Origin of the sequence: Streptomyces albofaciens JCM 4342 (assembly GCF_008634025.1) — a bacterium.
Taxonomy (GTDB): Bacteria; Actinomycetota; Actinomycetes; order Streptomycetales; family Streptomycetaceae; genus Streptomyces; species Streptomyces albofaciens.
The window spans coordinates 705,724-723,413 of record NZ_PDCM01000002.1 but is presented as its reverse complement, the minus strand read 5'-3'; the positions used below and the strand labels follow the sequence as shown (position 1 = coordinate 723,413).

Sequence of the window (17,690 nt, the reverse complement as noted above, 5' to 3'; positions counted from 1 at the left end):
TACACCCCTGGGCCGCTCGAACGCCGCTGGCGGGTAGGGCGCCCTAACGAGGTCGTGTCACATGCCGATAGGCGTACCGCGTACACCAGCCCCCAACTCGTACCCCTGCTGTGGGCGCCTGATGTGCGGTGGCACAGGGAGTGGGAGGAGGCGGCGGTGTCTCCCGCCGGCTTCCGACTCAACGCCATCGAATTGGTCAGGCTCGGTGGCTCGATGAACGCCGCGCTCATGGATATGGAGACGCCTGCGGCAGCGAATGGCGTGGCCCTGTTGCACGGCACGCTTCCTGCTGTTCGACCGGCGGACTTACCCAAGGCTCTGCAGTTCTGTGTGGACATCGACAGGCAGCACCGTCATGGCGCGCAGCGTCAATGGGTCTCCGGGCAGTTGCCGAACGGTTGTCGCATCGCTGAAACGCAGCGCAAGATGAACCACGGTGTGTTCGTCACCGCACGGCGTGAACTGCCACGTCTGGACGAGAATTCGGGACTTGACGCGGCCGGGCAATGGCTCTGGAAATTGCTCAACACGACGGAGTACGCGCTCCCGATCGAGGCGGGGGAAGAACTGGAGGAGTCACGGCTCCGGCTCCCGGCCCATGTGCGGGGGGTGGCGGGTGCGCGGGGGCTGTGCATGGTGGGGACTGCGGCTGACCCCAACCCGGAGCAGGCGTCGGATTACCAGTACTACGACGGTTCCAGCTATCACCTGTCGACTCTGTACGCCGACGCGCTGGCACTGGCCGGCCTGCAGCAGATCGTCCTCGACGCGTTCGGGCGGGAAGTGGCCCGTATGGGGGAGAGCGAGCCCTTGCGCCGCAAGGTGGGGCAGATGGAACGGGACCTGCTCATCTTCCGCCGCAGTTACTGGGCCGCGGACTTCGGACGTCAGGCCGCGTGCACGGCGATCGTGCGGAACGTGCGGCGAGGCTGCGGGCTGCCCGAAGCCCTGCAGAGCCTGGTCACTGACTTGGGCGAGCTGGCCAGGCAGGTGCAGGCGGCCGAGACCGAGACGACCAACGCCATCCTCGGCCTGCTGGCCGCGATCGGCCTCCCGCTGGCGACCGGGCTGGCGATCTGGCAGGGCCTGTCGCAGGCGGACGCGGCATCCTTGTACCGCACGTTGGGCATCACCTGTCTGACCACGGTGCTGCTCATGATCGCCTTTCCTGGCCTGCGACGTCTGTTCACTTCTCTCTTCCACCGCCGCAGGCGGCGGCGGTGAGGCCCGCGTTCCTCTGGCCGCCCCGGCACGCGCCGGGATTTCCGACGGGCTGCCCGGACGCGGGGGATGTCCTCGGCCGGGTCGCCGAGGAGTGTGGGCGTGGGCACGTGGTCACCATGGCCGTCGTGACCAGCGCGCTGCGCGCCACTGTGGAGGACAGCGGGGACCACGACGCCGGTCTGCGCCGGGTGCGAGACAGTCTTGCGCTGGTGGCAGACGGTACGCGGACCGGCCGGTGGATGGCCTCGTACTACGGCAAGGACCTGGTGCTCACGTGTCCCGGCGCGGCGGGGCCTCCCCGTTTGCGGTTCGGTCAGGCGGTGCGGCACGGGTGGGCATGGAAGCGGGTGCGGCTGGATGGCGATGTCGGGCAGCGACGTGAGTCCTTGCTGTCCGCCTGCTACGAGGTGTCGATGGCTGCCCGGCTGCGGCGTGACCGCCCCGACCTGAGGGAGGCTCGCAGCGCACCGGTGATCGACCGGGCTCGGCACGCACTGAGCCCGGTGCAGGCCGCGTCGCTGCTGGCCGGAGTGCTGGTACGGCCTCTGGGCGGCGCTGGCGGTGCAGGCGGCGCCGCACCCGGCGAGGATCCACGGCTGCCAGGCGTGCCGTCGGCCGACGGCTGGGCCGGAGCCGTCGCGGCGCGCACGCCCGCCGATCATTACGCGGTCACGGACGTGCACGACATCGAGTGGGGCACCATGCGTCGCGCTGACGGCGGGCGTCTCACCGAGGGCAACGCCCAACAGCTCCTGCCCCTGGCGGAGACCTGGTGTGCCGGAAGGCTGGACACGTCCGCGGTTCTGAGTACGGCGTACCGCCTCCGCTTGGCTCGGGAGACGGACCTGGCGGAACACCTGCGCGCTCTGAGTGACGCCGTACGGCCGAACGGCCGCCTGTACGCGACCCTGGGCGACGGACTCAGCGGGTTGGTCCCGGACGAGGCGACACTCCGGACGGCCGTTTCCCTGGCCAACCGGCGCACCGTGGGGCGCATGCACAGCGGTGCCGGCATGGCCCCCATGACCTCTATGGATGTCACCGCAGTGCGCGAGCGCGCTCACTTCAGCCTCCATGTGACCAAGACGTTGAAGGGGGCCGCGGTCCCGCAGGCCGAGACGCATGCATTCGGACAGTCACTGGACGCCGAGGCGACCACGTACGCGATGGACTTTCTCACCGGCCTCGCGCGTGCGGGAGAAGGACAGCCAGGTCATCACCACCTGCTCCACGCCCGGCGGTGGCGTGACTGGTGGTTGGAGCACCTGCCGCTGTCGGCCCACCGCGCCTTCTCACGCTTGTGCTGAGGTAGATCGCAGGCTCGCGCTGCCGGTGGTGCAGCGCCGAAGGCCCGCAGAGGGCGGCCGTGTTCGCTCAGCAGGGGGTGCTGGAAGGGCAGAGGGCGTTCCAGCGCCACGCGTCGGGACTCCATACCGCGTCCATCGGATCGGTCTTTCCCCCCGGCACGGGCTCCGGGCAACGCAGTACGGGCTCCCAGAAGCGCGCCAGTTTCCCCGCCGCCTCAGGCAGGCGTCCGAACGGAAGCCGATCCACGAACGTGGCCGTGTCCCAGAAGTCGAGCCACTCGGCGGGTGGCGTCGGGAGGCGGTCGGGGGGAGTGCGGCCGTGCTCCGTCATCTCGGTGACCAGGTCTCGGCGCAGTGCGGCCAGCCGCAGGGGAGGGAAGGCGGGGTGAGCGACGGCGAGGAGCATGTCGGCAAGGTCACGCCAGTGGGTGTTGATGCGGCCGCCGCTGCGCAGTCGGCTGTAGCGCACGAGTTTCTGCGTCAAGAAGCGGTTTCCGGTGATCGACGGCACGGTGACGGCCCCTGCCGGACCAGGGAAGTCGAGCCACGTGATCTGTTCCCGGGTCAGTCCCTCTGCCTTCTGCGCGAGATTCAGGCCGAGGAGTACGGGCGGCAGCATCTGCGGCCCCCTGATCTCCACCAGCGCCCGGTGCACCGCGGGCGACGAGCCGGAGCTGAACACGACCGGCTCGTGGCGGACCACGTGCAGCGACTCTCCGCGCGGACCGGGCGGCAGCATGCTCGGTACGAGAAGACGTTGTGCTGCTGCCTTCGCCGGCACGACAAGGTCGAGGTCGTTGGGAAGGCGGAAAGCCGGACCGATCCACGCGGACAGCGCCGCGGAGCCCTTGAGGTACCAGCTGTCGGAGGCGAGCGCCGTGCGGAGGCTGTGCAAGGTGATCGCGAAGGCCAGCACATGGTGACGGTCCGCGAGGGGACGGGAGCCCCAGCCAGCGCCGAGGCCGGAGCCGCACATGTCGTGTGACGTCGTCTGGTACTCCCTTGCTTCCACGTCACAACAGGGTAGTCACCTGCGGCAGATGGCTGTGGCGAGGGGCGCCTTGAGCCAGCCAGCGGCGCATGCGCGGTGTGGGCGGGTGGGTGTGCTGCTGTCCGCGTAACACGTCGACCCGGAAGGCGATTTCGCGGAGCGGGAGGAACGCGGATCGGTTACCGGCCGCCGTCAACGTGTCGGGTACAGCGGGGACAAGTCCCGGATGTCGCACCGCAAGGGGCAGCAGGCGGGCGGCTGTGAACGCGTCGGGTGGCGAAGCGCCCAGCAGCTCCTTGGCGGCCGTTTGTCCCAGAGGTGAGTGGACCGCCCGGTCGATGTAGTGGACGGCGCGCGGAAGGAGACCAGGACGATCCCGGACCGCGTTGACGAGCGTCCGGCTGACTGTGTCAGCCGGCGGGGTACGGGACAGCGCGAAGCGCAGAGCGCGGACATCGCCGTCGGCCAGACCGGCCTGCCATATCTTTTCGGCGCTTCCCTCGATGACACGGGCGGACCCAGCGAGCACGGACGCGGCCGGCGTGACCGTGCTCTTCTCTGCCGAGAGGCGTAGTCCGAGTCGCTGAAGGGCGTTCGCCGCAGCAGCGCGGATGCCGTCGGCCTCGGCCTGGTCGCGTACGAAGACGTGGAGGTCGTCGCCCCAGCGCGCCCAGCGGCCCGGTGCGAGGGCCGCCACCGTGTCGTCCAGGGGGGCGAGCACCGCCGTAGCGAGTCGATTGGCCCAACGGTGCCCCGGCAGCAGGCTACGACCGGCGACGGCGTGCAGGGCAGTGAGGGCGTCGGCCAGTCCCTCGGTCATCCAAGGCGCCTGAACCAGGGCGTCCAGTGGGACGGACCGGCCGAACCGATGCACGTCGAGGGCGAGAACCAAGGGGAGGTCGGCGCGGGCGGCCAACGCTCGCAGGTGGCGCTGCCGCGCCTGGTAGGCGGGTCGGTACTGCCAGCTCAGTGAGCGGTAGCTGAACACCTCGGGACGCGGCACATGGACGCTCAGTGCCTGCTCGGCGAGATGGAGCATGCGGGCACGAGCGGCACACGAGATGATGGGGACGACTTCCACGCGCCGAGTGAGCGGAACCCGTAGGCGGCCGACGTGGAGCGGCTCGTCGTCGAGCGGCCGGCCGATGGACAGGAGGTGGCGGACGTCTGCGGCGCCGAGCGCGTCCGGTACGTAGTCCGTGAGCAAGTCCCCGTCGAAGGCGGCGGGAAGGGCTGGTACCGGGAGCGTCTCCTCCGTCATGGAGGCAGAATGGCACACCCTGTTAGGGGCATCGCAGCGGCCTTCTCGCCGCGGAACGCCGAAACTGTGTGGGGGAGTGGTGACCGGAGAAACCGGCGACCCGTGCGACGGGAACGTCGAGCGGCAGGTGTGGTCACTGATCGGCAAGACCGCGAAATACGCGGGCGGAACCGAGAATCTGCTCCTCTCCCACATGCTCGATACGGCTGCGGTCGCGGAACGCATCTGGGACGACTTCCTCGCGCCTGCCACCCGCGACATGCTGGACCGGACGGCCGGAGGGGCCGGTAAGGGGCGCGAGCTGCTCATGTGGCTCGCCGCCCTGCACGACCTGGGCAAGGCGACCCCGGCATGGCAAGGCAAGTACCCCTCGGCGGCGAAGAGGGCCCGAGAAGCCGGGCTCACCTGGCATGAGCCGACTGTCACGCGCTACCAGTGGGCACATGAGCGTGCCGGTGGCTTTCTCCTGAGACGCCTGTTGACTGGCGAAGGGTGGCCGGCTGAGCACGTGGAATGGGTCTGGCCACTGACCGCCGGACACCACGGCTTCTTCCCACTGCCCAGTGCGCTCAGGCCGCCCCCGCCGACGCGCGGCCAGGCGGAGGGGCGCGGGCGGTGGCCCGTGGTCCAGAGCGCCTTGCTGCGGCTGGTGGGTGAGTTGCTGGGACTGGAGCCGGTGAGCCAACTGGTGCCTGCCGAAGTGCCGACGCGCGCTCTCCAGTTGCACCTCGCCGGCCTCATCGCGATGGCTGACCAAATGGCCAGCAGTAAGGAGTACTTCGTCGGTATCGACGACCCTGCCAAGGTGACCCTCGACGGGGCACGTGAGCGTGCGGCCAAGGCATGGAGGGCTCTGGGCCTGCGGCGTGGCTGGGACGGTCTCTCCGTACCTGACGCCGAGGGGTTCGAGCGGCGGTACGGGGAGCCGCTGCGGCCCGTACAGCAACTGGTGGCCGAGACGGCACGGACGATGCCCGCTGCCGGAATGTTGATCATCGAAGCTGCCGCGGGGGAGGGAAAGACCCGGGCGGGTCTCATGGGCGCGGAGATCATGGCGGCTCGTTTCGGCTTCGACGGAGTATTCGTCGGTATGCCGCGCTGGTCGACGGCCGACCCCACGTTCCGTGACGTCCGGGAGTGGGCTGAGACCACGCAAGCGGGTCTGGGCGCACAAGTCGCTCTGCTGCACCTGTGGGACAACTTCGCTCCCGAGTGGACGGCTCTGTACCACGCGACCGCGGAGCAGCGAGCGGCGGCAATCGGCGATTGCGGCGAAGAACGCGCTGGCCAACAGGGGGAGTTGGCTGACGAGCAGGGTCCTTCTTCCTTCTTCTTCGGCACCGGGCGCGGGCTGCTGTGCCCGTTCGTGGTCAGCTCGGTGGACGAGTTGCTGTACGCCGCCGCGCGCAGCAACTGGGCGTCCATGCGGATGGCCGGCCTGCTGGGCAAGGTGGTGGTCCTGGACGAGGTGCACGCGACAGACGTCCACGGCTTCCAGTTCCTTCAGGAAGGACTGCGCTGGCTCGGGCAAGCCCGTGTCCCGGTGGTGCTGGTGTCGGCGGCGCTGGCAGCCGGGCAGCGCCGGCAGGTCGCGGACGCCTACCTGGCAGGGACGACCGGCCGAGCGGAGTATGAGGGCGGGCCGCTCCCCGAATCAGAGGGCGTGGCGGAGCCCGCCCCCTCGGGCGGCCGTGCCCGCGTCACAGCGGTGTGCACGTCGCCTGGCGATGGGGCGTCTCCCGTCATAGGGGTGAGGGGCTGTGGAGGCGTCCGTCCCGACCGGGTGTACGCCGTCGAGATCTGTTCCGAAGACGTGTCCCACCCCGATACCGAGGCCGCCGACGCGGCTCTCGCCGGTCGGCTCGCGGAGGAACTGTCGGCCGGCGGTTGTGCACTGGTGGTACGCGAGACACCGTCGCGCGCCCAGGCCCTCTACCAGGCGGTACGTGACCACGTCGGCTTGGACGGTGCCGTCCTGCTGCACGAGCAGATGACCGCACGGGACCGCGCGCAGCGCACGGACCACTGCCTGCGTGTCCTTTCCCCGCGTGACGGTGGCGAGAGGCCGTATCGGCTGGTGGTGGTCGCCACGAGGGTCGCCGATCAGTCCTTCGGCGTCGATGTCGACCTCCTGGTCACGGACCTGGCTCCGGTCGATCTGCTGCTCCAGCGGATCGGCCGGCTGCACCGCGCCCCGCACCGCGAGCGGCCCGCGCGGCTGCGTACGCCGCGCGTTCTGATCACCGGGATGGCCACCGGCGACGCGTCGTCGAGCGGGGTGGGGGACGCCTCAGGCCCGCCCCGGCTCCTGGGTGACTGTGAGCAGCGGTACGGCAGGTACCCGCTTCTGATCGCCGCCCACCTGGCCCTGGAAGCAGCGCGTGGCACGGGCACGCCCTGGAAACTGCCCAGCCGGACCCCGGACCTGGTGGCGATGGGGTATGACGACCCGCCGCCCCTGCCTGACACCTGGCGTGAGGCGGCAGAAGCAGCGCAACGAGAATGGCGGGACGTACGGGATCGCCGTGCCGACCAAGCGCGCCGCCTGCTGTTGTCCCGGCGCGGCAACGGCGAGGGAGGCACTCTGGCAGGTCTGCATTACGTGGCGGCACCCGTGCTGCGTGGTGGCCGAGGCCTGTCGGCACTCGTGCGCGGTGAGCAGCCGTCGGCGGAAGCTGTGGTGGTGGTCCGGGAGGCCGGGGCCTACCGCATGCTGTCGGGTACGGCCTTGGGCGACGGCGGAGGCGTGCCCGCAGAGCTTGTCGACGAGCTCCTCACCCACACGATGGAGCTTCCCGCGAAGTACGCCCCCACGGAGCCGGTCGTGCTGCGCCCGTTGGCCGCGTGGGTAAAGGACAAGCACGGCCGACTCAAGAACCGTAACGCACTGGTGTTGGACGCCCGGCACCGCGTGGTGCTCGCAGGACGCCGCCTGCGGTATGACGCTGACCTGGGCCTGGTCGACGAGGGCCCCGCGGATGGGCGGTAGATCCGGTGCAATCGCTCATTTGCCCGTGATGTGAGCCGGAGATGTGGAAAGCTGACTTGGCACCGCAGTTCGGGCGGTGACGGCCGTGTCGAGGGGGATGCGCGTTGTGGAATCTGCTGGACGAACCGTGGCTGTCTGTGCGCAGACGCCCGGATGCCGAGCAGGCCGGGAACCATCTGTCCGCGCGCCCGTCCGACATCAGTGTCCGTGAGCTGTTGCTCGGTGCCGATCTCTACGCCGAGCTCTTGGTCGACTTCACGACACAACGACCGGCGATCTACCGCCAGTTACTGTTGCCCCTGGTCGTGGATGCCCTCGGCTTTCCCGAGGACGCGACTGCGTGGGGGCACATGTTCACCGTCGGCCGCTTCAGCGAGGCGCAGCGAGAGCGTCTGACCGCCTACCTCGACGCCCACCACCACCTCTTCGACCTCTTCTCCCCCGATGACCCCTTCGCCCAAGTGGCCGGTCTCACCACTTCGGGGGATGCGACCAAGAGTGCCGCCGTGCTGGTCGCCACCGCGGCTCTGGGGAACAACGTACCGCTGTTCTCCTCCCGTACCGAGGGCGATCGCCTGGCACTGACCCCGGCCCAGGCAGCGCGCTGGCTGCTGCACGTCCACTGCTGGGACACCGGTGCGATCAAGACCGGAGCGAGCGGCGACCCGGACGCCAAGGCGGGGAAGACCACCGGCAATCCCGTCGGACCCCTCGGCCAGCTGGGAGTCGTCATGCCTCTGGGCACGACGGTCTACGAGACCCTTCTGCTCAACATCCCGTACGGCAGGCAGCCCCTCAGGAACGACCTCCCGCAGTGGCGGCGTCGCGCCAAGGAGGGAGACGTGACGACGACACTTTCCTGTGCGACACCCGCTTGGACCACCCGGGCCGCCCGAGGCCTGCTCGACGTGTGGACCTGGCAGGCACGGCGCGTACGCCTCGTCCCCGAGACGACGTCCGAAGGGGAACTACGCGTTTCGCGGGCCGTCGTCGCCGCCGGTGACCGGCTGCTCCTCGACGTGGATCACGAGCCCCATACGGCCTGGCATGTCGACAGCGCGCGCACCCGGGCCCGACGGTCCGCACAGCGGGGAGAGCGGAAAGGGGAGGGTAGAGAGCGGAAGGGGGAGGAGAGTCACTTCCGTCCCGTACGGCACCGGGCGGGGCGAGCGGCCTGGCGCGGACTGGACGCGCTGCTGGCGGTGGGCAAGTCCACCGTGGAGGAGCACGCCAAAGAGGAGACCGACGGCTTCCACACCAGCATCCTGTTGAGCCAGCTCGTCGAAGTGTCCGACTACCTTCCCGTGGGCTACGGCGCGCAGGTTGAGCTGACCGGTACCCGCTACGGGACGAAGCTCGGCAATATCGAAGACGTCTACCACGACGAGATTCCGCTGCCGCTCGCCGCGCTGCGGCCTGACAGCGACGTCCGCGGCGCTCTCCTCGGGGTCGTCGAACAGGCTGAAGAGCTCGCCCGAGCCGTCAATGCCCTGGCCGCTGAACTGCGCCGTGCAGCCGGAGCGCCACCGCCGCCCCTTGGCGCATGGCAGTACCCGGGCGAGACATTGCTGCACGCCCTCGACCCACTGGTACGGCGGCTCCTGGTGGGACTGCGCGAAGTAGGCGAAGAAGACTTCGACCGTACCGAGGAAGGTCTGCTCGCATGGGAGGAGCGGGCCTACCGAGAGGCTTGGCGAATCGCTGACGACCTGCTCTCGGCCAGCAACGCGGCATCCGCCTTCACCGGCCGGGAGGTCAAGGGCAGAGACGGCCAGAACCGGATCGCGCGCGAGAGCAGCGCCGAAGCCTTTTTCAGGGCCAACCTCTACAGAATTCTCTTCCGCCGCACTGCCCGCCGGCAGGCGCGGGAGGACACCACCGACGACTCGCTGACCACGGAGCAGTGACCACCGTGACCAACCCTCCACCCCCCGCCCCGAAGAACACCGCAGTGGACCGACTGCCCTATTGGCACCGTTATCTTCAAGCCGACGGCAACTGGATTCCGTCGGTGCGAGACAACGGTCCGCCCGGTGAGGAACTGGCGGATCTGAGGTCGGGGCTCGGTCAGCCGGCCGGTTCGGTGATGGCGCTGTGGCCGTACTACGCCACGAGAACGGACGGTGATCTCACTCCCGAGCTCCATGCGGAGCACGGTGCGGTGACGCTCTACGGCCTTCATCAGCAGGGCCAGAGACACCCCATGCATCGGAGGCACGTCAATCTTGGTCAAGCACTACGCAGGCTGCGCGACAGCGGGAAGTTCCTCGACAGCGCCCTCGACCGCAGAGTCGAGGCCGCAGCGACCACCACCTCCGTCCCAGCCCTGCTCTACCGGCTCCGCGGCCTGATCACCCAACTGCGCGGGCAGGCCATACCGCTGGATTACGACCAACTCATGCGCGATCTGAGCATGTGGGAGAAGGCGGAACCGCGGAAGTGGGTCCGCAGCCGGTGGGGCCTGAACTACTACGCGCGCGGCAGCCAAGAGAGCACCGGTAACCGCGATGCCGCGGCAGCAACCGAGGCGGACCGGAACACTTCGACCGTGCCACCCGGAAGCTGACCGTCCCGCTGCCCCCGACCGACCGACCATCCGTCCGACCCGACCGGAGCCTCCGTGACGCTTCTCCCACCCCGCCTGTACGTCGACGTACACATCCTGCAGACCGTGCCTCCGGCCAATCTCAACCGCGATGACCAGGGCAACCCCAAGGAGGCCTACTACGGGGGCACGCGCCGTTCGCGAGTCTCGTCGCAAGCATGGAAGCGCGCCACCCGCATGCACTTCACCGAGCACATGCCCGCGGACGACCTCGCAACCCGCACGCGCCGGGTCGCGAGCGCTCTGACCAGCGTCCTCAAGGTACGCACCGGACTGGCCGAGGAGCCCGCGAGCAGGCTCGCGGACGCCCTGCTGGCACCGCTGAAGATCAGCGCGGGGCGCAAGAAGGGCGACACCGCCTATCTGCTCTTCTACGGGCGCCGCCAGCTCGACAACGTCGCGGGACTGGTGAGCGACCGTGCCGCCGAACTTGCCGCCCTCGACGACAAGGAGTTGCAGGCCGAGGTCGAGAAGCTGGCGGTGGAGGAGCAATTCAGCAGCGGTCATCCCCTGGACGTGGCACTCTTCGGCCGGATGGTGGCCGACATCGCCACACTGCGCGTCGACGCCGCGGTCCAGGTCGCCCATGCCCTTTCCACCCATGCAGTGTCCCTGGAGTTCGATTACTTCACCGCCGTCGATGACCTCGCCGAGGAGGAACGGGAAACCGGAGCCGGGATGATCGGTACCATCGGATTCAACTCCGCGACGCTTTACCGGTACGCCACCGTCAGTCTCCCGCAGCTCCGGGAGAACCTCGGGGACGATACCGCCGCCATCGAGGGAATCCGCAAGTTCGTCACCTCCTTCGCCCGCTCCGTGCCCAGCGGGTACCGCAATTCCTTCGCGCACCAGACGCTGCCCAGCCTGGTGTCGGTCGTCGTACGGCCCGACCAGCCGGTCAATCTCGTCACTGCGTACGAGGACCCTGTCGCTCCCTCCGCCGGAATTGCCGCGGAGTCCGCTCGCCGCCTCGCCGCCGAGCACCGCACCGCCGTCGACGGCTGGGGCGACTCTCCTGCCTTCACCGCGGTCTGCCACGCGTTCCGCGACGAGACGGCGCAAGCACTGGAAGAGGCGTTCGGGCCTGCCGGCACTTTCCCGGAGCTGCTCAACGGCCTGGATGAGCACCTGTCCAGCGCGATCGCCGAGGCGGGACGATGACTCTCCCCGCAACCGACGAACCCGGCCGCACCGCTCCCGACGACCGGTCCGTCCTGGTGCTGCGGCTGGCGGGGCCTCTTCAGTCCTGGGGCGCTCAAGGTGCCTTCAACGTCCGCGACACCAGGCCCGAACCCACCAAATCCGGTGTCACCGGACTTCTCGCGGCGGCTCTGGGCCTTCCTCGTGGAGCGCCACTGGACGAGCTGACCGCCCTCCGCATGGGCGTGCGAGCCGATGTCCCGGGCACTCTGCTGCGGGACTACCACGTCGTCAGTGACTTCCGCGGAACGCCGTTGCCCCAGGCCGGTGTCTCGGCCAAGGGCACGCAGCGGTCCACTGCACCCGCCAAGTACACCCACGTCACATCCCGCTACTACCTCCAGGACGCACTGTTCGTCGTGGCGCTGGAGGGCAGGCCCGAGCTGCTGCACCGGCTTGTCGCGGCTGTGCGGGCACCGCGCTTCTTTCTCGCCCTCGGCCGTCGATCGTGCCCGCCTACACAGCCCATCGTCCTCGGCATCGAGAGTGGACGCCTGGAGAGCGTGCTCCGCGACTTGCCCTGGCAGGCATCGGATCGGGCGAAGAGCAACTATGCCTACAAGCTGGGGCGCCGACGCGGCCTCGACGGACCGTTCCGCCCCGCGACCGTGCCGTGCTCGGTGACGCTGGAACACGCTGACGGTGACGACGTGCTGCAGGACGTACCACTGTCCTTCGACCCGCACGACCGCGCGTTCGTGGGGCGCAGGGTACGCCAGGAATGGCTGCGCATCCCCACCGGCTTCTCCCACCCCGACGCCACCACGGAGATCGAGGCGGGCGAGGACATACACGACCCCTTCGAACTCCTGGGCCGGTGAGCAGATGCCGTACCTGTCCCGTATCCGCATCAACCCGCTGCGCGCGGAGAGCCGACGTTATCTGGAGAGCCCGCACACCGTACACGGAGCCGTCATGGGAGGCCTGCCGGGCACGGCGACCGACGAGCGGCCACTGTGGAGGATGGACTCCGACGACCCGCACCGTCCGCACCTGACCGTCCTCACCCGTGCCCGCCCAGACTGGTCGCACATCGTGGAGCGGGCGGGCTGGCCGGACGCGGACGGGGAACACGCTCTGGTACGTGATTACGCCCCCCTGCTCGCCCTCATCGAGCCGGGCCGCGAGTTCTCCTTCCGCCTCACGGCCAACCCCGTGCAGAATTCACCGACGCCCATCTCTCCCACGGCCGCGCAGCGCAAGCGCATCGCCGCGGAACAGGCCCCCGTCCGCCGGCGCGGATTCCGGATGGCTCACCGTACCGCTACCGAACAACTCCGCTGGTTCCTCCAGCGAACCGAACGCTGGGGCTTCGCCGTACCGGTTTCGCGCACGGACCCCCCGGCGGCCGGCATGGAGGTCGAACATGCCAACTCGGCCGCGTTGGGCCGCACAGCCACGCAGGCTCCCCCCGACCGGGCCGACGCGGTCCCCCGCGAGGTACGCATCACGGCCCGCCACCGACGCACCTTCGCGAAGAACGGCCGCGGACCACGGGTCGTCATCAACAGCGTCACCTTCGAGGGCCGCCTCCGGGTCACCAACGCTGAGGCGCTGACGCACCACTTGTTGAACGGCATTGGCCCAGCGAAGGCATACGGGTGCGGATTGTTGACCTTGGCGCCGATCAAGGGCGTGGCAGCTGGATGATGGCGACTTCGTCAGAGCTCATGCTTGTTGAGGGCGGCTCCAAGCGTCTCGCAGACCATAGCGACGGAGCCAAGGACTGTCAGTGACCAGACGGTGGTGGGCGCCATCTGCTCCTGCATGATCCGGATAGCGCAGGCACTGCTGGCCATGAAGCTCCAGGCGGGGAAGCAGGGCATTGAAATCGATAAGTTCAGATGGTTGGGTTTGGTGTGAGCATGCTTTGTCATCGCAGGTGCCGCTCCACAATCCGTCGTTAGCTGAGGTGTTCCATGCAGTGTCCTGGTCGGTGGTAGGTAAGAGGGCGCCCCTTGGGGGATGACGTACTAGGAATACGTGGGGTGCTGTAGGTGCCCCGGAGCGGCGTTTGTTTATGGACGGGACTACGGCATGATGCATGTGCCGTCCCTGAACGGGCCAGGGGTGTTCCGACCTCGGCTAAATCGCCTAGGTGGTCCCCGCCGCGCGGGGTTGAAATCCCACTGGCGGCCGTGTGGAAGCGCTCTGGCGGTGACTACAACGGCCGCCGCAGGGACTGGCTGGTGGCGGGTGACGCGTGGCAGACACCGATTTGTGCATTCGCTTGAAGGGGCCCGTTGAGCAGTACGGGGGCGACCCCGGCAACTGCCGACGCGACCGCCGCCTGCGAGCGGCGAGGGGATCCGGACAGGCGGGAAGCACCCAGATCTCGGTGGTGATAGAGGCCCGGATGCGGAGTTCGCCCTGAGCGCGGGGGACCGCGCGATCCCGTTTGGGGCTAACCCCCGCATCCGCGCGGAACACAGCTCGAGCAGCCCCGCGCGGGCGGGGACCACACAGGTTCGTCACGTACCCGTGGATCTGCACCGAGACCAACCCCGCACGCGCGGGGACCACGCCCAGCCGAGCCCGAAGGGGTTGCCGAGCCAGGGAACAGCCCCGCACGCGCGGGGACCACGAGGCGATCTGTGCCCAGGCCGACCCCGAAGTGGGAACAGCCCCGCACGCGCGGGGACCACTCTCAGTCTCCGGAGGCTGGGACGGTACGGCGGCCACCGGTTTGGATGGTGGCAGCTCGCACAGTCACGACAGCAACGCCTTCGCGCCGACGTGGATCAACCTCAATAGCATCGAGTTTTTCCTCGACTGAGCGCTGTGTGGGCCGGGCGGCGTGCTGGGTGCTACTGCCAGGGGGAAGGCCGCCGGGGGAAGATTTCTGCCATGATTTCTCGGGAGCGCTCGTCCGGTACTTGGGGAGCCTGGTACCCGGATTTCCGCACATGGTCGAGGAAATCGGCTGGAAGGGCAATGTGGTAACGCGAGAGGTAGTGCACGAGATCGACAGGCCAGACCCATTCGCCATCCGTCATCAGCGACCCGGCGCCACCGATCCACTCGTCTCCGGAAATGGCGTCACGCTCCGCGCCCATGGTGCTGTAGATTTCCTCACCTCCTTTGAGGTAGGACAGGACCCGGTCCTCGTCAGGCGCTGGCGGGCCTTCTATGGCCAAGGTCAGTGACTCGCTGTAGACAGCGGGGTCGCCGTCCTCGTTGCCTTCTGCGAAAAACCCTACTCGGCGGATCATCGTTCCTCGCAATCGTGGATGTCAGTCAGTGATGGGAAGGAATATGCGCCAGTATCCGCCCTTGTCGATGACGGGTTCCTGAATCCCCAGCTTGCGGTCCACTCCCATGCGGTTAGTCGGCGCATAAACACGGACACCCAGTTCATTCGCCACTGACTGCCCCAGCGGCTCGGCTCCAGCACCCGAGTGGCAGGAGACCAGTCGCACAGGACCGCCGGTGTAGTTCGGGTTGTTGCGGATTGCTTCCACTACCTGATGCGGGCTGATGTGGTAAGTGGTCTTCATTTTACCCGCTGGGTTCATGTGCCCGGCGATGAATGTACCTTCATCCGTCCCGTGCACCACGATGTCGTGAAGGCCCGGCACACGTCGCACGCGCTCGGCGTTCGACAGGGTGCGGGTGTCGTAGCCAATGGTGGTCGTCTGCTTTCCGTGGTAGATCGGATGACCGGACGGCAAGACATCGTCACCTGCTCTGGCGGGCGGGGCCATGGCGTCCGAGCTCTCCGCCCGGTACAGCTCCCAGGTGCGCCGCTTGCCCATCTGGTCAAGGGCAGGGCGGAGTTGGAGGCCGTCCAGTTTCATGCCGCTCAGGACGTTCTTGATGCCGCCTGCGTCGGCCACGGCCCTGGCGCCGCGGGCGGCCCCGCCGAAGGCTCCGCCGAACAGCAGGCCGGAGGTGCCGGCGTCCTTGATCTCGGCGAGGTTGATGCCGTGCTGGTCGCCGAGGAGGTTGCGGCCGCCCTGGGCCACCACCACGTCCACGGTGATCGCCTCGACGCTGCCGATGGCGGCGGTGGCCAGCACCGTCCCGGCGATCTCGGCGACCGTGGCGGAGACGGCCACCCCCGCCATGCCGGCCGCGGCGATGATCGCCTCGGTGGCACCGGCCGCCGCGATCTCGCTGATGCCGCCGGTGAACAGCGCGAGCGCCGTCCCGGCGACCAGTACCGCCCCCGCGATCTCCAGTTCATGCCGGATCTTCGTCTTGGCCTCGTCGATCTGGTCGGCGAACTTGTCCAGCGCCTTGGCCATGTCCCGTGCTGCGGACGCCACATCGTCCAGGTAGCCCTTGCCGCCGCCGTGGTACTTGCGCCAGAACTCACCGAACGCCTCGATGCCCGGGCCCTTGTTGTTGTCGATGACGTCCTGGGCAGGCTTGTGCGCCGCGGCAGTGACGTCCTCGACATCGTCGGCGAACGTCCGCCAGGCCCGGGCGGCCTCTCGCAGCTCGTCCTCGTCTCCTTCCGGCCACCACATGCCGGTCAGGTCCTGGACGATCTCCTTGGCCTTGTCCGCCGCGCTCATCGCCCACCCCCGTCCCGGAAGCCGGAGGATGAGGAGCGGTCCGCCTCTTCGTGGTTGTCCGCCATGTCCTTCATGGACTTGGAAATACTTTCCAATCCCTTGACCAGGGCTTGGGCGGCCTTTTCTATTTGCTCGCGGTGCGGGGCGTAGACGTGCTGGAACTTCTGGCCCTGTTCGTCATTCCCCCACGGCGAACCCAGCCCGTCCAGTGACCCCTTCAGCTTTTGCGTCGCCTTCGCCAGTGCGTCCGCCTCCCGGTGGAAACGCGGTGCCGCGGATTTGAGCTGGTCCGTGTCTACGTCGAAGCCGTCACCGGCCATAGGTCCCCCCAGAAACTGTGCTTTCGCGTGTTCCCACAACCTATCGCGAGCCACTGACAACGCTTCAGTCGCTTCTACTGGAAGACGTTCACTGCTCAAGTAATCAGTCGTGTTCATATACCGCAGGGTGGCCGGAACTCCTCGGCACTACATGGCCGTTTGCTGCGCAGTGAGAGAGCGAGACCTCATGACATTGCCCATGACGGCAGACCAGTTCCTCGCGGCATTGCGCGCCGAGGGCTGCCAGGTACGGGAGTACCGCAGCTGGCGGACCCACCACCGAAACCGCCGGGAGTGTGCACGGCGTGATGATCCACCACACCGCCTCATCCGGCCCTCTGGCCTCTGTGGAACTGTGCTACGACGGCCGCCCCGGTCTGCCGGGCCCGCTGTGCCACAGCGTGGGCACCGAGGACGGATTGATCTGCGTGGTGGGCCACGGCCACGTCAATCACGCGGGCTTGGGGGACCCCTCGTCCTGCAAACGGTGATCGCAGAACGGTCCCCGCTCCCGCTGCACCGGCAGGCCACCACAGACGGCAACGTCCGCTTCTACGGCCTGGAACTGGTCAACCGCGGCACCGGCACGGATCCGTGGCCCGAGACGCAGCTCGACGCGGCCGTGCGGTGGGCTGCGGCCCTCCGCCGCCGTCACGGCTGGACACAGTGGCTCGGGGCCTACCACGTGATTGGCGGGACCGGACAGCCGTGTCTGGTCCTCGTGTGCCCCGTGGTGGGCCTGGCAGTGTTATTGCCCCTTCCATCAGGCGTGGGGGCCCTCATCTTCGGATAGCTGTCATTACACGTGCTGATCGCCAGAATTTGACCTCGCAGAGCTCCACGCTGGGGTACCACGATCCACAGCTCAAAGTTCGCCGCACGACTCATGGGACGACCAGGCACAGGGTGCCGTTGTCGTTGGCCAGGGCCGGAAGGCTCAGCCCCATCAGTACCGTGACGCGCTCCTGAACGCCGGTCCAAGGCCGCCGGATCCGCCTCTCCCCTGGGCGGCCCGGAACCGGACCGCGTGATCAACTGGGAAAAGATTGGGAAATCGACGCGGCATGGTGCGACGAGCAACCACCGCGAGCTGCTAGAAACAGCGCGGAACGGTCGTGTGTGCGCGGACGCACGGTACATATCTCCGGGCCCGTTCGTCACCCGCCGGCTGCGTTGCCGCCGCGCCCGAACGGCCCCCGACCGACGGCGGTGGTCATGCCAAGCTCTGACAGGCGAACCAGCGTTCAAGACGTGTGGAGCCCACCGCTGC

At 68.4% G+C, this 17,690-nt stretch carries 14 protein-coding genes; 9 read left to right on the top strand and 5 right to left on the bottom strand.

Annotated features, from left to right (window positions below):
* Positions 1 to 156: 156 nt before the first annotated feature.
* Positions 157 to 1,224, top strand: a complete 1,068-nt coding sequence (locus CP973_RS23660; protein WP_244409965.1) for a hypothetical protein — start codon at positions 157 to 159, stop codon at positions 1,222 to 1,224.
* Between the two features lie 116 nt (positions 1,225 to 1,340).
* Positions 1,341 to 2,531 carry a hypothetical protein gene (locus tag CP973_RS23655; RefSeq protein WP_244409964.1) on the top strand — a complete coding sequence of 397 codons (1,191 nt, stop codon included), beginning with the start codon at positions 1,341 to 1,343 and terminating at the stop codon, positions 2,529 to 2,531.
* Positions 2,532 to 2,598: 67 nt separating this feature from the next.
* Here CP973_RS23655 and CP973_RS23650 read toward each other — a convergent pair whose 3' ends face one another.
* Entirely contained in the window at positions 2,599 to 3,447 is an 849-nt protein-coding gene (locus CP973_RS23650; RefSeq protein ID WP_167538498.1) for a nucleotidyl transferase AbiEii/AbiGii toxin family protein, read from the bottom strand.
* A 97-nt stretch (positions 3,448 to 3,544) separates the two neighbouring features.
* Positions 3,545 to 4,783, bottom strand: coding sequence for a hypothetical protein (locus CP973_RS23645; protein WP_150244767.1), 1,239 nt, complete (start codon positions 4,781 to 4,783; stop codon positions 3,545 to 3,547).
* Positions 4,784 to 4,862: 79 nt separating this feature from the next.
* On the opposite strand from CP973_RS23645, the gene CP973_RS23640 reads away from it, so the two are divergent.
* The 6 genes from CP973_RS23640 (at position 4,863) to cas6e (ending at position 13,230) form a co-directional block, all read left to right on the top strand.
* On the top strand, positions 4,863 to 7,772 hold the full coding sequence (locus CP973_RS23640) for a CRISPR-associated endonuclease Cas3'' (protein ID WP_244409963.1): 2,910 nt from the start codon (positions 4,863 to 4,865) through the stop codon (positions 7,770 to 7,772).
* A 104-nt stretch (positions 7,773 to 7,876) separates the two neighbouring features.
* Positions 7,877 to 9,679, top strand: a complete 1,803-nt coding sequence (casA, locus tag CP973_RS23635) for a type I-E CRISPR-associated protein Cse1/CasA (protein ID WP_150244764.1) — start codon at positions 7,877 to 7,879, stop codon at positions 9,677 to 9,679.
* On the top strand, positions 9,676 to 10,338 hold the full coding sequence (casB, locus tag CP973_RS23630; protein WP_150244761.1) for a type I-E CRISPR-associated protein Cse2/CasB: 663 nt from the start codon (positions 9,676 to 9,678) through the stop codon (positions 10,336 to 10,338). The genes casA and casB overlap by 4 nt, the downstream gene beginning before the upstream one ends.
* A 54-nt stretch (positions 10,339 to 10,392) precedes the next feature.
* The gene (gene cas7e / locus CP973_RS23625; protein ID WP_150244758.1) at positions 10,393 to 11,541 is read left to right on the top strand and encodes a type I-E CRISPR-associated protein Cas7/Cse4/CasC; all 1,149 of its coding nucleotides are present in this window, start codon (positions 10,393 to 10,395) and stop codon (positions 11,539 to 11,541) included.
* The gene (cas5e, locus tag CP973_RS23620) at positions 11,538 to 12,401 is read left to right on the top strand and encodes a type I-E CRISPR-associated protein Cas5/CasD (protein WP_150244755.1); all 864 of its coding nucleotides are present in this window, start codon (positions 11,538 to 11,540) and stop codon (positions 12,399 to 12,401) included. The genes cas7e and cas5e overlap by 4 nt, the downstream gene beginning before the upstream one ends.
* Positions 12,402 to 12,405: 4 nt before the next feature.
* Positions 12,406 to 13,230 carry a type I-E CRISPR-associated protein Cas6/Cse3/CasE gene (gene cas6e, locus CP973_RS23615; protein ID WP_150244752.1) on the top strand — a complete coding sequence of 275 codons (825 nt, stop codon included), beginning with the start codon at positions 12,406 to 12,408 and terminating at the stop codon, positions 13,228 to 13,230.
* A 1,157-nt stretch (positions 13,231 to 14,387) separates the two neighbouring features.
* On the opposite strand, the gene CP973_RS23610 is transcribed toward cas6e, so the two are convergent.
* Genes CP973_RS23610 through CP973_RS23600 form a run of 3 tightly spaced genes read right to left on the bottom strand, consistent with a single transcriptional unit; the run spans position 14,388 to position 16,537 of the window.
* Positions 14,388 to 14,792, bottom strand: a complete 405-nt coding sequence (locus CP973_RS23610; RefSeq protein WP_150244748.1) for a hypothetical protein — start codon at positions 14,790 to 14,792, stop codon at positions 14,388 to 14,390.
* A 21-nt stretch (positions 14,793 to 14,813) separates the two neighbouring features.
* A complete protein-coding gene (locus CP973_RS41100) occupies positions 14,814 to 16,100 on the bottom strand; it encodes a WXG100 family type VII secretion target (RefSeq protein ID WP_244409962.1) in 1,287 nt (428 codons plus the stop codon).
* Positions 16,097 to 16,537: a WXG100 family type VII secretion target gene (locus CP973_RS23600; protein ID WP_244409961.1), complete on the bottom strand. Its 441-nt coding sequence runs from the start codon at positions 16,535 to 16,537 to the stop codon at positions 16,097 to 16,099. The genes CP973_RS41100 and CP973_RS23600 overlap by 4 nt, the downstream gene beginning before the upstream one ends.
* A 34-nt stretch (positions 16,538 to 16,571) precedes the next feature.
* Between CP973_RS23600 and CP973_RS41660 the strand changes: the two genes are divergently transcribed.
* Positions 16,572 to 17,213 carry a peptidoglycan recognition protein family protein gene (locus CP973_RS41660; RefSeq protein ID WP_341874882.1) on the top strand — a complete coding sequence of 214 codons (642 nt, stop codon included), beginning with the start codon at positions 16,572 to 16,574 and terminating at the stop codon, positions 17,211 to 17,213.
* Positions 17,214 to 17,690: the final 477 nt, after the last annotated feature.

Bases quoted from the DNA above. Each gene is read 5' to 3' on its own strand.
- cas5e (WP_150244755.1), top strand. From the start codon at position 11,538: ATGACTCTCCCCGCAACCGACGAACCCGGCCGCACCGCTCCCGACGAC.
- CP973_RS41100 (WP_244409962.1), bottom strand. From the start codon at position 16,100: ATGAGCGCGGCGGACAAGGCCAAGGAGATCGTCCAGGACCTGACCGGC.
- CP973_RS23655 (WP_244409964.1), top strand. From the start codon at position 1,341: ATGGCCGTCGTGACCAGCGCGCTGCGCGCCACTGTGGAGGACAGCGGG.
- CP973_RS23600 (WP_244409961.1), bottom strand. From the start codon at position 16,537: ATGAACACGACTGATTACTTGAGCAGTGAACGTCTTCCAGTAGAAGCG.
- CP973_RS41660 (WP_341874882.1), top strand. From the start codon at position 16,572: ATGGCCGTTTGCTGCGCAGTGAGAGAGCGAGACCTCATGACATTGCCC.
- cas6e (WP_150244752.1), top strand. From the start codon at position 12,406: ATGCCGTACCTGTCCCGTATCCGCATCAACCCGCTGCGCGCGGAGAGC.
- CP973_RS23610 (WP_150244748.1), bottom strand. From the start codon at position 14,792: ATGATCCGCCGAGTAGGGTTTTTCGCAGAAGGCAACGAGGACGGCGAC.
- CP973_RS23645 (WP_150244767.1), bottom strand. From the start codon at position 4,783: ATGACGGAGGAGACGCTCCCGGTACCAGCCCTTCCCGCCGCCTTCGAC.